Genomic DNA, 15,086 nt, shown 5'->3' with positions numbered 1-15,086 from the left:
ACCGGGCGCTTGCGCGCACCGGTGGAGTTTTGCCTGCGCGTCACCTGCCCCCGACCAGCCGACACCTCGAAAAAAAGAAAATAATTTCAAGTTTCGGACATCCCTGCCGATATTCCGCAGGTCATCTATTTCTTGAAATTAAGGAACGACCACGTGCTCATCGCAATAGGGCTTACCGTTGTACTTTTGTCGGTGTTCGGTGGCTTCGTCCTGTCCGGTGGCAGCCTGGGCCCACTGTATCAGCCCACCGAGCTACTGATGATTGGCGGGGCCGGCATCGGGGCGTTCATCGCCGCGAATAATGGCAAGGCAATCAAAGCCACGCTCAACGCCGTCTCGCGCTTCAAGCGTAGCGCCAAGTACGATAAAGCGTTGTACATGGATCTGATGGCGCTGATGTACATCCTGCTGAGCAAAGCGCGGCGCGAAGGCATGCTCGCCCTGGAGCGGGATATCGACGAACCCGGTCAGAGCCCGATTTTCAGCCTGTATCCGCGGCTGGCCAGCGATCCGATGATCATCAACTTCATCACCGATTACCTGCGCCTGTTAATCAGCAGCGCCATGCAGACCCACGAGCTCGATGAGCTGATGCTGCACGAAATCGAAGAGTTCGAACACGAAGCCCATCTACCCTCCGACGCCCTGTACAAAGTCAGCGACGCATTACCGGCCTTCGGCATCGTTGCGGCGGTCATGGGGGTGGTCAAGGCCTTGAGCTCTGTCGACGTGGGCCCTGACTTGATGGGCCAGATGATTGCCCACGCACTGGTCGGCACCTTCCTCGGCATTTACCTGGCCTACGGCGTGGTTGCACCATTGGCCAGCCGGATTGATCGCCAAGCCGCCGAGTCCGCCAAGATGCTGCAGTGCATTCGGGTCACGCTGTTGGCGAGCTTGCAAGGGCTACCCCCACAATTGGCGGTAGAGTTTGGTCGCAAGGTCCTGCACACCAGCGAAAGACCCAGCGCGCTGGAGCTGGAAAGCTACGTGCGTGGCAGCGGCGGCGGCAGCGCCCCGCTTGGCATCGAAAAAGTATGAGCGAGCAGCCGATCATCATCCGGCGCAAGAAAAAGGCCGCTCATGGACATCATGGCGGAGCCTGGAAAATCGCCTTCGCCGACTTCATGACCGCGCTCATGGCGCTGTTTCTGGTGTTATGGGTGCTGTCCAACGCCAGCAAAAGCGACAAGGACGCTATTGCCGAATATTTCAGTACTCCCTTGCTGGTCGCCATGAGCAAAGGCGACCGCAATTCGGCGAGCACCAGTGCAATTCCCGGCGGAGGCCCGGACCCGCGCTTCTCCCAAGGCGAGCAGGCACGCATGAATCAGCGCCCCGAACACCTGTCCGGCGAGGAGCGCCGTCGCCTGGAGTCACTCAAGCATCGATTGGAAAGTGCCGTGGAGCGCGATCCGCAGCTCAGGGAGCTCAAGCAGCAGATTTCGATAGAACTGAGCCCGGAAGGCTTACGCGTGCAGTTGCTCGACACGGACAAACGCCCCATGTTCGAACTGGGCAGCGCCAATGTCGCACCGTACTTACGCAAGCTCCTGAAGACCTTTGCCCCGGTACTCAATGAGCTGCCCAATCGCATTCAAATCAGCGGGCATACCGACAGCCACCCGTATCCCGGCGGTGAGGCGGGCTACAACAACTGGGATTTGTCCGCCGACCGCGCCAAAGCCTCTCGCCAGGAGCTGGTCGCCGGCGGCCTGGATTCGGACAAGTTGCTGCGTGTCTCGGGCATGTCCGATCGCATCCGCTTCCACGGTGCCGGTCCTTATGATGCGTCCAATCGGCGAATCGAAATCATCGTGCTGGACAGCCGCGCCGCGCAGCGGATTTTGTCCCAGGGCGAATACGGCCCGCTGGATATGCCTGAACCAAACTCCACGGAGCCCTCCACGAGTAAACCAGCGGAACAAACCGGACATTAGCGCTCGATTGTGAGTGGTGTTTCCACGATCAGGCCTCTGTGCGGCTGCGCACAATAGCGACCTTTGACATGTCGCGCGGGTCGCCGCAGGCGCCTGGAGAGCCATGGCCGAGACCAGCAGAGAGGACAAGACCGAAGCAGCGTCACCGCGACGCATAGAGAAGGCCCGTGAACAGGGCCAGGTCGTACGTTCTCGTGAATTGAACACCTTCGTCATGTTGCTGGCCGGCATCGGCGGGCTGTGGATGATGGGTGGCAAACTGTATGACAACCTCGGTCAGGTCATGGAGCAGGCGCTGTTGTTCGAGCGCGCACAACTGTTCGATACCGCACGCATGCTCAACGTGCTCTGGTCATTGAGCCAGATCACACTGTTCGCCCTGGTGCCATTCTTCGCCCTGATGACCTTCACCGCCCTGGCCGCACCGGCGTTGCTGGGAGGGCTGGTGATTACCCTGGCCGCAGTGCGGCCGCAATTTTCGAGGGTCAACCCGATGAATGGCCTGGCGCGGCTTTTCTCCGTGCAGGTGCTGATCGAGCTGGCAAAAGCCATCGCCAAGGCGACGTTGATCGGCACGGTGCTCTACTTCTTCCTCAAGGCGCACATCGGTCAATTGCTGGCCTTGCCACAAATGCCCGCCCAGCAGGCCCTGACGGCAGTCATGGGGCTGGCAGCCAAATCCTGTGGGATGTGTGTGGCAGCATTGATCATCGTCGTCGGCATGGACACGCCTTATCAGTTGTGGACGTACGCAAAAAACCTGCGCATGTCCAAGGAGGAGCAGCGCCAGGAACACAAGAACGCCGACGGCGACCCGCACATCAAGGCGCGGATCCGTCAGTTGCAGCAGTCTCGTGCTCGGCGACGCATGATGAGCAAGGTGCCCAAGGCCGACGTCATCGTGACCAACCCCAGCCATTTCGCCGTGGCCCTGTCTTACCGAAAGGACGAGCACGGTGCTCCCAGAGTGGTCGCCAAGGGCGCCGACGACGTGGCGCTGCGTATTCGCGAAATTGCACGGGAGCATGACTTGCCTGTGCTGCAAGCACCACCACTGGCTCGCGCCCTGTATTTCCACGTCGATCTCGATCGGGAAATCCCCATTGAGCTTTACACCGTTGTCGCCGAAGTCGTCGCCTGGGCCATACGCCTCAAGCGCGTCAGTGAGCATGGTGGCGACGTTCCACCGACCCCGGTCAACCTGTCCGTGCCACCGGGTATGGACCAGCGTGGCCCGCGTAACGCGAAACCTGAGGATGAGCAGAACGAATGAAAGGCATGACCGACTTACTCGGACCTGATTCCTGGCTGGCCAGAACTGACCTGAAGATCATGACCGGGCCCGTGTTGATCGTCCTCATCCTGTCGATGATGATCCTGCCCCTGCCGACATTTATTCTGGACCTGCTGTTCACTTTCAACATCGCACTGGCAATCATGGTGCTGATGGTGAGCATGCTCACGGAGAAACCGCTGGATTTCTCTGCGTTTCCCTCCGTGTTGCTGTTTACCACCTTGCTGCGCCTGTCGCTCAATGTCGCCTCGACCCGAGTGATTCTGATGGAGGGTCACACCGGCCCCGACGCCGCCGGGAAGGTCATCGAGGCCTTTGGCGAGTTCCTGGTGGGCGGTAACTTCGCCGTGGGCCTGGCGCTGTTCCTGATTCTGGTCACCATCAACTTCATGGTGATCACCAAGGGTGCCGGGCGGATCGCAGAGGTCGGCGCGCGCTTCACCCTGGATTCGATGCCCGGCAAGCAGATGGCAATCGACGCCGACTTGAACGCCGGCCTGATTGGCGAACCGCAAGCCCGTCAACGACGCAAGGAAGTCGCTCAGGAAGCCGATTTCTTTGGGTCCATGGACGGTGCGAGCAAGTTCGTGCGGGGTGACGCGATGGCCAGCCTGGTCATCATGGCGGTCTGCATCATCGGAGGCCTGGCCATCGGCATCCTGCAACACGATATGGCCTTTAGCGACGCCGCTCACACGTACACCATGCTGACCATCGGCGACGGCCTGGTGGCCCAGATCCCAGGCCTGGTGATTTCCATCGCCGCGGGTGTCACGGTCTCGCGGGTCAATACCGAACAGGACGTGGGCCAACAAATGATGGGCCAACTGTTCAGTCGGCCCAAAGTGCTGATGATGACAGCCGGCGTGATGGGCTTGCTCGGGCTGGTTCCGGGCATGCCTAACCTGGTGTTCCTGATTCTCACCGGATTGCTCGGTGGACTGGGCTGGTGGTTCTCCAAACAGCAGGATGCCCCCGCGGAGAACTCGATCCAGACCCTGCTGCCCAAGTCGGCGTCACAAAGCACCGAGGCCACCTGGGATGACGTGCAACTGGTCGATACCTTGAGCTTGCGCGTGGGCCATCGGCTGATTCCATTGGTGGATGCACGCCAGCAAGGCGAGCTGGTCACCCGCATCAAAAGCCTGCGCAAAAAATTCGCGCAGGACGTTGGTTTCCTCCCTCCAGTGGTGCACGTGCGCGACAAGCTTGAACTGTCACCCAACACCTACATCATCAGCCTGAAGGGCGTTGAGATCGGGCGCGGCGAAATCTTTCCCGGCAAGTGGCTGGCCATCAATCCCGGCAAGGTCACCAGCGAGTTGGCAGGCACAGAGGCCGTGGACCCGGCATTCGGTTTACCGGCCATCTGGATCGAGCCGAACCTGCGTGAACACGGGCAGATCTACGGCTACACCGTGGTCGACGCCAGCACCGTGACAGCCACCCACCTCAACCATCTGCTGCATCTGCACGCCAAAGACATGCTCGGCCGCGGCGAAGTGCAAAAGCTGCTGGACAAGCTCGGTCCCGACAGTAAAGGGCTGATCGACGAAGTCGTGCCCAAGCTGGTGTCGCTGACGGTATTGCAACGTGTGCTGCAGAACCTGCTGGAAGAAAACGTCTCGATCCGTGACATGCGCACCATTCTCGACGCCCTGGCCGAACATGGCGGCGCGCAGCAACCGCCGGATGTGCAAGAGCTGACCGCCGTGGTGCGCATCGCCCTGGGCCGCTCGATCGTCAACCAGTTATTTGCCAACAAGCCCGAACTGAAAGTCATCGGACTGGACTTCAACCTTGAACAGGTGCTGATGCAGGCCGTCGGCAATGGCGGGTCACTGGAGCCAAGCCTGGCAGACAACCTGATGCACCAGACGTCGCTGGCTCTCAAGCGCCAGGAGGTCAGCAGCGAACCACCCGTGCTGGTCGTGCCGAACAAGCTGCGTCCAGTGCTGTCGCGCTTCTTGCGGCGGCGCCTGCGTCAATTGACGGTGATCTCCCTGAGCGAAGTGCCAGATGACCGCACGCTTCGCATGATTAACGTGATAGGAGCAACGCCCAAGTGAGTGCCCAACGTTTTATCGGTGCCAACAGCCGAGAGGCGATGAACCAGGTTCGTCTCGTCTTGGGCGAGGAAGCCCTGATCCTGTCGAGTCGCATGACCGAAGACGGTGTCGAGATCATGGCGCTGGCACCAGAAACACCGGCGCAAACCGCTGCAGCGCCAGCGCTTGCCACACTCGCCGAACCGGACGACGACATCGTGCCCGTCAGCGCGCGCCAAGCCGCCGCCGCATACGCCAGCCAGCTCAGCACGCGCTCGCCACTGCCTGTGGGACGGCCCGTGGCGGTGAGCACCACATCAGCGAGCGCCATGGATTTCGCCGCGCTGAGTGAGCGCCTGCTGAACGAAATCCAGGACATGCGCCAGCTCATCGATCGCCAGGCACCGCGTCCGGACACCGACCTGGGCTGCCGCCCCCAATTGCTCAAATGGTTGCTTGAGGCCGGTTTCAGTGGCCGGCTGAGCGAGGAAATACTCGGCACGACGCCTACCCCGCTACAGCAACCTGACGCCACCCCAGCCAGGCTGCGAGCCTGGCTGGCGGAAAAACTCGACAGCCAACTGAATCAACTTGGCGATGAGGCCGAACTGTTCGACAACACACGCATCATCGCCCTGGTGGGGCCGACCGGCGTGGGTAAAACCACCACGACCGCCAAACTGGCGGCCCGTTACGTGATGCGCCATGGTGCCAGCCAGGTCGCCTTGATCACCACTGACCACTTTCGTATCGGCGCCCACGAACAGCTGCGCATCTATGCTCGATTGCTGGGTGTCGAACTGCGCACTCCGGGGCCAGCGGCGGAACTCGACCCGCTGCTTGGCGAACTGGCCGACAAGCGACTGGTGATCATCGACACCGTAGGCATGAGCCAGCGCGATCAACGCTTGCTCGAGCAAATCACCCAACTGGGCTCAAGCAGCCAGGCCCTGCGCCTGATGCTGGTGGTCAACGCGACCAGCCATGGCGATACCCTCGAAGAAGTGGTGCAAACCTATCGTAGTGCCGCACAGGCGGCCGGTTGCCGGCTGGACGATTGCATCCTCAGCAAATGCGACGAGGCTGCACGACTGGGCCCGGCACTGGATACCATCATTCGCCACGGCCTGCGCCTGAACTACTTGTCCGTCGGCCAGCAGGTCCCTGAAGACCTGCAGCTACCCGCTGCTTCAACATTCCTGCGACAAGCATTGGAGCTCGCTCGCCCTTCCCTGTTCGCTGCAAAACCGGACGTCTCGACGCCCCGGCAACTGGATGCGCTGGTGCGCGGTTTATTGAGCCAGAGCCGGACCATCTCGTCGCTGCGCAGCAACTTGAGCCAGCGCATCGCAGGTTTTGCGCAATTGCTCGATACCTGGTCCTTGATGGGCTTGCCTCAGGCAGTGCAGGACGCGTCTTGGGCAGCGCTCCTGAGCGCGCAAGAGTGTTTGGCGCCTGCCGAACCCAATGGCCTGTTGCTGTGGGGAGCGCCTCGACCGATGGCCGGAGCGACTTGGAACATGCCTCTGTTGACAGTGGACAACGCTGCGCATCTGGTGGCCCGGCCATGGCTGACACACCGAATGCCGATCGGCCCGCAACCGCGCCTGGCCTGGTGCTTGTCGCGCTGGCCAGCCCATCGTCATTTGTGGTCTGCCTGCCCGAGCCTGCAAGTCCTTGAAGTGTTGTGTCATAACGATCAGACGTGGCTAAGCCCGGTCAAGGGTCGCCAGCGGGTCATCTATCAAGGTGAGCATAAGCCCCTCGGCACACTGCTCGCCCACAGTGATGATGTTGGTATTCGTGAGCTCAGGTACCGCGGGCGGAACGTGTACCTGAACCTGAGCCAGCTGCCGGTAACCCTCAAGGGATCGCCTCACGCCCCCTTGCGCGCCTGGTTCGGCACGCTGCATGACAGCCATGGCGGCCAGTGCCTGGGACAGCGTTGGTGGTTGGCCAGCGGCGATGCACAAGGGACTTTGCAGGGGCAGATGGCCGATCTCGTCCTGCAATTGAGCCATGACGAATTGGCCAAGCTCACCGGACGAGGCTGGACACTATTGGCCGACATTCAACCGCACCTGCACGCTGAAGTACGCTTGTACCTGGCGGCCGGACTGGCGGCCACCGCCGTGCGCCTGAGCAATGACAGCGAGGACTGGGCCTTTCAGGCACGCACCCAACTGGCGGGGTTGCTGCCTGAAAAGCGCACCGACAACGCGTCGGGGATTCTTGAAAATCTGCTGCACTTGCTGACGGTCAACGATGCCCTGACCCGCATGAACAACCCTCCCATCAGCATTTGCGCATGATTGGCGCGGATAGCCCGCCTGCGGTGGACACTCTGGATCAGGCCGCCGGCCTGCGGCGCTGGGCCAGGCAAAACCAGGCCCATCTCGCCACCACGGTCCCTGGCGTCGAACGGTTAACGCCATCAATGCCGGATCGAACATTGATTCTGTTCGGCTCGGCGCAGATGACAGTCCAGGTTTATCAAACCCTGGAACGCTGGCACCAGTTAGGCCACCCCTGGATCGGCCACCCCAACCGCTGGCACGTACTGCCGGTGCCCAACACTCGCCAGGACCTGCGAGCCCTGGCCCACCGGCAACCGCGCTGGGGCCTGTGGATCGACAGTGACCTGGACGCTTTCCGCCGAACGTTCCAGACCTTGCGTCAACTCAGCGAACAAGGTGGCCCCGGCCAGGTGCTGGCACTGCACCGCGGTTTTTCCCGTCAGGGCCTGCTCGGCAACTTGCAGCATGCGGCCCAACGTTATCTCGGCATCCGTTTGTTGCTCATCGATGAAGTGAGCCACTGAGTCATTCGCACACCTAAGCGGGGAACATGTCGTGTAGCACGTGGCTGTTCCACGCTTAGGGGGCTCAGGGGAGCGGTAATAATCCTGATACTTCAACTCCAGGCATCACACGGCTTCCAACTGTGCGGATGCTCATTGCCATTTTTTTGTCTTTCGCAGGCGCGCACGATGTATACGGCACAGGGCAAGATGAACCAGCAGGAATTGCTCCAGCAGTACCTACCCTTGGTCCGACGGCAAGCACTAGGTTTGAAAACGCGGCTGCCAGCCAATATCGAGCTGGACGATTTGATTCAAGCCGGCAGCATCGGCTTGCTCGATGCCATGACTCGCTATGACTTGAACGTGGGGGCGACGTTCGGAACCTACGCCTCGCAGCGTATCCGTGGCGCCATGATCGACGAACTGCGTACCCGCGACTGGGTACCTCGCAGCGTGCGCCGCAATGCGCGCGCGCTGGAAAACGCCATGCATCGCGTGGAACAAAGCCTGGGGCGGCCTGCCAAAGAGCGTGAAATCGCGGACGCAATGGGTCTGACGCTTGCCCAGTATCATCAGGTGCTCAGCGACACCAACGGCAGCCAGATGCTGCCCATCGACGATGTGAACGAAGAGCACATCGATGAGACTTGCTCCCGGCATATCACCCCCTTCGCCGAGCTGGTCAACGATCGCAACCGCACCCACCTCATGCGCGCCATTGACGCCCTCCCCGAACGGGAAAGACTGCTGCTCGCGCTGTGTCACCACGAAAAACTCAACCTGCGGGAGATAGGCCTGGTGCTAGGTGTCAGCGAGTCCCGCGTCTGTCAGTTGCATAGCCAGGCCATTGCCCGATTACGCGCAAGCATGGCGGAGTAGCGGACCATGAAGATCAGCGTATTCGGTTCAGGTTATGTAGGGCTTGTGGCTAGTGCCTGCCTTGCCGATGTCGGCCATGAAGTGATGTGCATGGACATCGACCCCCAGCGCATCGAGCTGCTGCGCAACGGCGAAGTACCGATCCATGAGCCCGGCCTGAACACACTGATCCACACCAACGTCCAGGCCGGGCGCCTGTCCTTCTCCAGCGATGCCGCACAAGCCGTTGCGTTCGCCGATCTACTGTTCATTGCCGTGGGTACCCCGAGCGATGAGGACGGCAGCGCCGACCTGCAATATGTGCTGGCTGTTGCCCGCAGCATCGGCCTGCACATGCAGGGCTATAAGGTCATCGTCGACAAATCCACCGTTCCGGTTGGCACCGGGGAAAAGGTCCAGGCGAGCATTCGCGCTGCGCTGGCGGATCGCGGCGTGCAACTGCCATTCGAGGTCTGTTCCAACCCGGAATTCATGAAAGAAGGCGCCGCCATCGAAGACTTCACCCGCGGCGCACGCATCATCGTCGGCACCGGGTCGCAAGCTGTCAAAACCCTTATGCGCGAGTGCTACGCGCCCTATAACCGCAATCACGACAAATTAATGTTCATGAGTCTGCGGGCCGCCGAGCTGACCAAGTACGCCGCCAACGCCATGCTGGCGACAAAAATCAGCTTCATGAATGAAATGGCCAACCTCGCCGAGTGCCTTGAGGTGGACATAGAAGAAGTTCGCCATGGCATCGGCAGCGACCCACGGATCGGCTATGACTTCATCTACCCCGGTTGTGGCTATGGAGGTTCGTGTTTCCCCAAGGACATACAAGCCCTCAGCCGCACAGCCCATGATGTCGGCTACGATCCGCAATTGCTCAGAGCGGTCGAGGCGATCAACCAGCGGCAGAAAAACACCCTGTTCAAGAAGCTCGAACGGGCGCTGGACGGTCAAGTGGCAGATAAAACCATTGCCGTGTGGGGACTGGCGTTCAAACCCAACACCGATGACATGCGCGCCGCCCCCAGCCGCGAGCTGATGGAGTCCTTGTGGAACGCCGGCGCCAAAGTGCAGGCCTACGATCCGCAGGCGATGCTGGAGTGTCGGCGCATCTACGGGGAACGCGACGATTTGCTGCTGGCCGGAGACCGTATACAAGCCGTCAAGGGTGCCGACGCCTTGGTGATCTGCACAGAGTGGAAAGCCTTTCGCAGCGTCGACTTCACCTGGCTCAAACAGCAACTCAAGCTTGCCGTGGTGATCGATGGGCGCAATTTGTACGAACCTAAGGCTTTGCTGGAAGCCGGACTGACCTATTCGGCGATTGGTCGGTGACCCTGGCGTCGCCACCGCCTCCCCAGATCACCCGGGACAACGTTCCCATGCACCCATGGGAACGCCCTATCCGCTACTCGGCGTAAGCCACCTCGTTGTAGCTCCCCACCAGCCAGGTCAACTCCGACCTGGGTACTTCTGTCAAAGGCCGCAGGTCGAACCTGGCCATTCGACCGACAAACTCGGTCGGCGCCAACAATCGTTCGACCACGTGATAGTGAGGGCGGTCGAGGTAGTCGTCGAACAGCACGATCATCGGCTTGCTCGCCCGCAGGTAGGCGGTCACGAAGCAGGCAATCCGAAAGCGTCCATCGATCAGAATGACATCGGGCTCCTGGAAAAACGGCTCATCCCAGACCCTCAGTGGGTAGGTGTGGAATCGTTTCCACGCCCGGGCGTTTTTCGGCCGCGCCCATTGACCGGTCTCGCCGACATCGACGGGATAGATCACTGGCCGGGTTGGCAGCTCGGCATTGGCGATCCAGGCCTGCATATCCCTGGCCCAGCGAGCGTCGTTCTCTACCGAAATGACCGACTTGCCCGGCATCCTGGCAGCAATGATGGTCGAGCCCCCACTGCCGTACTCGAGAATCACCGAGGCCTGAGAATAGATGCGCCTGAGATAGGCCGCGACCTCCTCGGGAAACGTCACCTGGGGTTCCTGCATCGGTGCCTGAGTGGCACTTGACTGCACGGCATCTTCGCGTGCGACACGGGCTTGGCCCGGTTCCTGCGCAAGCGCCGGGCGGGACGCTGATGGGCCCTGGCAATGCTGGCGATACTGCTGCGCCAAATCACTGTCCAATGCCGCGATAAGTTGCGTGGCGACATCATGCACGCCGTATACCGTGTGCAGGATGAACGCCAGCTTCAAACGCTGGTTGTCCGACAGCGACGCCATTCGCGCAGCGTCAGGTAGGAACAAGGCGTCCGCACAGACCAGATGAGAGGCACGCAGTTGCACGCAATGCTCATCTTGCGGCAGATGGCTGGCGTGCTGGAGTCGGTTCAATCGATAGAAGCTGAAACCCAGTCGCGCAAGGCTCTTGCTGATAAGCCCCATATCGGGTTGCTGACGATGGGTCGGCGTGAAGTTGATGCGTGCCTGCACCAGCAGCGTATCGGCCAGCCGCCGCGCACCGTGTTCAATGACGGCCACACTGTTGTTCAGGTTGTCCAGCAACAGCCAGTCAACGGACTGCAAACCGTTGATGCTGTCGAGCTTCAATGTCGGCAGTGCAAGCCTGGCCAGGACCTTGGAATCGGGATCGGAATGGGATGCGCCCAGAGGTTCCAGCGTAGCGCTCATGCCAGGATCAAGGCACGCATAAAGGGTCGCCGCCCGACCATCACCCAATGCCGCATGGGGGTAATGATGCAGTTCGCCCAACTGCCCCAATTGCTTGGCATTGGCTACGCGGCTGGCCGGATCGAATGCAATCGTCGTGAAGGCGCCCAGTCTTTGCAATTCGACGAACTGCGCCGACGCCACCAGTGTCGCACCATGGTCCAGCGTAACGATCTTGCCCTGAAACTTGAAACTGAACCCCTGCTCTTCAAGCGGCGCAATCGGGTGCTGGAGCTCCACGCAACCCGGCTCATCGAGGAACCTGGCCTGCCCCTGCGCGTCCAGCGTCAAGGCCGCCGCAGGCTTACCCTCGCAGTAGCGCTGCCAGATGGCCCGCATGGCAGTACTGAAATGGCTGGCAAAGCGACGACTGTCACAGACGGGTGAACGCATCAGCACATCACGCAAGTGACCGCGGATCGTGGAAAGGTTTTTCACGTCCCCGGCCAGACCGATCACCCGCTGGCGGTACTCATCCCAACTGTTGACCACCAATTCTGGCAAACCAGCATTGACCAGGTGGGTAGCCGAGTGGCGCCCGGCGAAGGTCGGCCCCGGCAAGGTGACCACCGGCACGCCCATCAATAATGCCTCGCAGGTTGTCAGGCCGCCGGAATATGGCCAGGGATCGAGCGCGATATCGATGCGGTTGTAAGTCTCAAGCAGGGCCTTGTGACCGACCGGCCCCTCCACAAGCACACGTTCAGGGCCGATACCCTGGCGGACCATGAAACCATGCACATGCTCGCGCAGCTCACGGTTGCCAAATGCTCCCCCCTTGAGCAATAGACGCGACTGCGGCGTAGCCAGCATCAATTTCGCCCATTGGGCCAACAGGACATCATTGACCTTGGTTGGATTATTGAAGCATCCGTAAGTGATGAAACCGTTCTCCAACGCCGGCAATGGCTTGATATCCGGCGCATAGGGTGGCGGGTCGTAGCAGATGTAATCGTCGGGCAGGCGGATCAGTTTTTCGGTGTAGAACGCGTCCTCGCCTTCGGGCGACTCGATGCGATCGCTGAGCAAATAGTCGATCGCCTCCAGCCCCGAGGTATTGATCAACCCGCCCACCCACTTGACCAGCAACGGTGCCGGTTGCAAGGCCATGGTGCCCATCCGGTTACCAGCGTTGTGGCCGCACAAGTCGATCAGGATATCGATCCGGTCGTCACGAATACGCTGGGCCAGGGTCTGATCATCCATATGCTTGATCACGAGCCATTGCCGAACCGTCGTGCGGATGCGCCGCGTCAGGTGATCACACACCTGGCTGGTGCTGTAGGCGAACAGTTCAAACTGATGACGCGGCAGTTTCTCCAGTACCCCCACGATCATGTTGCCCACCGGATGCTGGCGTAAACCATCGGACACCAGACCGATACGCAGGCACCGGTCCGGCGCCCGATCCTCTACCTCAGGTCGTGGCGGAACCGATTTCGGACCGAAGCGCGACTGCCACTCCTTGCAGACCTCGAAAATGTAGTCGCGACTGCGCTCAGGATCATAGTGCAGCGACGTCAGTCGATTGGAATACGGCAGTACATCCTTGCGCCGGGCCAGCGACACTGCCTTTTGATAGTACTCGTCGGCCTTGGCCAACCGACCGATGTCCTTGTATAGGTTGGCTGCGTTGTTCCAGTGACTGTAGTCGCCCGGCTCTCGCTCGATCAGCTTGTCGAACACGGCAATGGCCTCGCTGTAGCGCTCAAGCCGGTTGAGGACCAAACCTTTCCTGGACTGCATGCGACAGTCATCGGGGGAAATCTCCAGCGCCCGCTCGATGTGCTGCAAGGCGCTGGCGAACTGGCCCTTTTCAAAATAGAGCGTGGCCAGGCGATGATGGCCCGCTGCGAAATCGGGTTCTATTTCCAGGGCCTTGAGGGCAAGTGCCTGGGCACGGTCAGCCTGACCAAGCTTTTGCGCCGCCTTGGCCACCAATTCCAACATCTGCGGGTCGTCAGGCAGCAGGCTCAGCGCTCGCTCGAAACTGGCCAGTGCGCGTTCAGGCTCGGCCTTGAGTTCCAGATTGCCCAAGTCTTTCCACACCTGTGGGTCACGCGGATGCTGCTGACTCAGCCGTCGCGCCTGGGCCAGGTCTCGCGTATCCGCGGCGCGACCTGAGGTCGCAGAGGTGGTTTTTTTGTGCAATCGGCCGCGTAAGGGCTTGGGCATGAAGGACAGCCTCGGGAAGGAAAAGTCTGTCGTCAATCCTATCGCGCCACCTGCCGAGGCAAAGCCCGGATAAACCCACGCCAGCCCCGCGATAACGCGGTATTGCGCAGTGACCAGACAACCCAAAAAAGGGGCTCAGCTTGCGCTGGCCCCTTACTGCCGCGTGCGACGAATGCCTGATGATTACTGCAGCAGAGACAGCATTTGCTCCGGCATGGAGTTGGCTTGAGCCAATACCGAGGTACCTGCTTGCTGAAGGATCTGGGCACTGGTCATCGCCGACACTTCAGTGGCGTAGTCCACGTCCTGGATACCCGAACGGGCGGACGTCAGGTTAGTGGTGGTGGTCGAAATATTGGTGATCGCCGAGTCGAAGCGGTTCTGCACCGCACCGAGGTCTGAACGCATGGAGTCGACGGTATTGAGCGCGCTGTCGAGCGTGGTCAGGGTGCTTGTCGACTTCTTGGTGACAGCGTTCTCCGTGTCGATGCTGATGCTGGCCGTGGTGGTGGTGCCACTGGTCGTCAGCGTGACTTCGGCCGCGTAGGTTTTACCGCCCACGGTCAGGAAGTAGTCACCGTCGGCGTCGGTGGACAACGTGCCGCCACTGACGGTGGTGCCAGACTTGTCGACATAGCTGGTGTTGGTCGAAGTGATCGCGGTACCTGACTCGTCCGACAAGGTTGCGGCGGTCAGCGTCGTGTCGTAGCCGTTGACGTTGAAGTCACCCAGCCCCAGCGTTTCGGCGTTGATTTCGCTCAACTTGATATCAATGGTCTCGCCATCGTTCGCCCCCACCTGGATGGTGATGGTCTGGTCGGACGCCAGTACATCCACGCCGTTGAACGCGGTTTGTTCGGAGATACGGTTGATCTCGTCCAGACGCTGGGTGATCTCGTCCTGGATCGACTGCAAGTCGGACTGGGAGTTGGTACCGTTCGAAGCCTGAACGGCCAACTCACGGATACGTTGCAGGTTGTCGTTGACCTGGTCCAGGGCGCCTTCGGTGGTCTGCGCCAGGGAGATGCCGTCGCTGGCGTTGCTGCTTGCCTGCTCCAGACCGGTGATCTGCGAGGACATACGGTTGGCGATCGCCTGGCCAGCGGCATCATCGGAGGCGCTGTTGATTTTCAGACCGGACGACAAACGCTCGATCGAAGTACTCAGGCTGTTTTCCGAAGCGTTCAGGTTTTGTTGAGCGATCAGCGAGGTGATGTTGGTATTGATAACTGACATTTTGCAGTTCCTTCTCGTGGGGAGGTGCTAGTGACAC

10 protein-coding genes are annotated in these 15,086 nt (G+C 60.5%); 8 read left to right on the top strand and 2 right to left on the bottom strand.

All coding sequences use genetic code 11. The features are described 5' to 3' along the window. Positions 1-153 precede the first annotated feature (153 nt). From motA to SGN16_RS11540, 8 genes are all read left to right on the top strand, one after another. Positions 154-1,041 carry a flagellar motor stator protein MotA gene (gene motA / locus SGN16_RS11575; protein WP_335944076.1) on the top strand — a complete coding sequence of 296 codons (888 nt, stop codon included), beginning with the start codon at positions 154-156 and terminating at the stop codon, positions 1,039-1,041. After that, positions 1,038-1,940 (top strand): flagellar motor protein MotB, encoded by a 903-nt coding sequence (gene motB, locus SGN16_RS11570; protein ID WP_335944075.1) that lies wholly within the window; start codon positions 1,038-1,040, stop codon positions 1,938-1,940. The genes motA and motB overlap by 4 nt, the downstream gene beginning before the upstream one ends. 103 nt (positions 1,941-2,043) lie before the next feature. After that, positions 2,044-3,213 carry a flagellar biosynthesis protein FlhB gene (gene flhB / locus SGN16_RS11565; protein ID WP_335944074.1) on the top strand — a complete coding sequence of 390 codons (1,170 nt, stop codon included), beginning with the start codon at positions 2,044-2,046 and terminating at the stop codon, positions 3,211-3,213. Beyond that, the gene (gene flhA / locus SGN16_RS11560; protein WP_335944073.1) at positions 3,210-5,303 is read left to right on the top strand and encodes a flagellar biosynthesis protein FlhA; all 2,094 of its coding nucleotides are present in this window, start codon (positions 3,210-3,212) and stop codon (positions 5,301-5,303) included. The genes flhB and flhA overlap by 4 nt, the downstream gene beginning before the upstream one ends. Next, the gene (gene flhF / locus SGN16_RS11555) at positions 5,300-7,594 is read left to right on the top strand and encodes a flagellar biosynthesis protein FlhF (protein ID WP_335944072.1); all 2,295 of its coding nucleotides are present in this window, start codon (positions 5,300-5,302) and stop codon (positions 7,592-7,594) included. Before flhA ends, flhF begins: the two co-directional genes overlap by 4 nt. Further along, the gene (locus SGN16_RS11550) at positions 7,591-8,103 is read left to right on the top strand and encodes a hypothetical protein (RefSeq protein WP_335944071.1); all 513 of its coding nucleotides are present in this window, start codon (positions 7,591-7,593) and stop codon (positions 8,101-8,103) included. The genes flhF and SGN16_RS11550 overlap by 4 nt, the downstream gene beginning before the upstream one ends. 168 nt (positions 8,104-8,271) lie before the next feature. Next, positions 8,272-8,964, top strand: coding sequence for an RNA polymerase sigma factor FliA (locus tag SGN16_RS11545; RefSeq protein ID WP_058546298.1), 693 nt, complete (start codon positions 8,272-8,274; stop codon positions 8,962-8,964). A gap of 6 nt (positions 8,965-8,970) precedes the next feature. Further along, positions 8,971-10,290, top strand: a complete 1,320-nt coding sequence (locus tag SGN16_RS11540; RefSeq protein WP_335944070.1) for a UDP-glucose/GDP-mannose dehydrogenase family protein — start codon at positions 8,971-8,973, stop codon at positions 10,288-10,290. Between the two features lie 73 nt (positions 10,291-10,363). Here the strand turns inward: SGN16_RS11540 and SGN16_RS11535 are convergent, their stop codons facing one another. Further along, on the bottom strand, positions 10,364-13,813 hold the full coding sequence (locus SGN16_RS11535; RefSeq protein WP_335944069.1) for a tetratricopeptide repeat protein: 3,450 nt from the start codon (positions 13,811-13,813) through the stop codon (positions 10,364-10,366). A gap of 183 nt (positions 13,814-13,996) precedes the next feature. Then, positions 13,997-15,049 (bottom strand): flagellin, encoded by a 1,053-nt coding sequence (locus tag SGN16_RS11530; RefSeq protein ID WP_335944068.1) that lies wholly within the window; start codon positions 15,047-15,049, stop codon positions 13,997-13,999. Positions 15,050-15,086: the final 37 nt, after the last annotated feature.

Source organism: Pseudomonas sp. G166, from assembly GCF_037027455.2.
Taxonomy (GTDB): domain Bacteria; phylum Pseudomonadota; class Gammaproteobacteria; order Pseudomonadales; family Pseudomonadaceae; genus Aquipseudomonas.
This window is presented reverse-complemented; position numbering and strand designations above follow the sequence as displayed.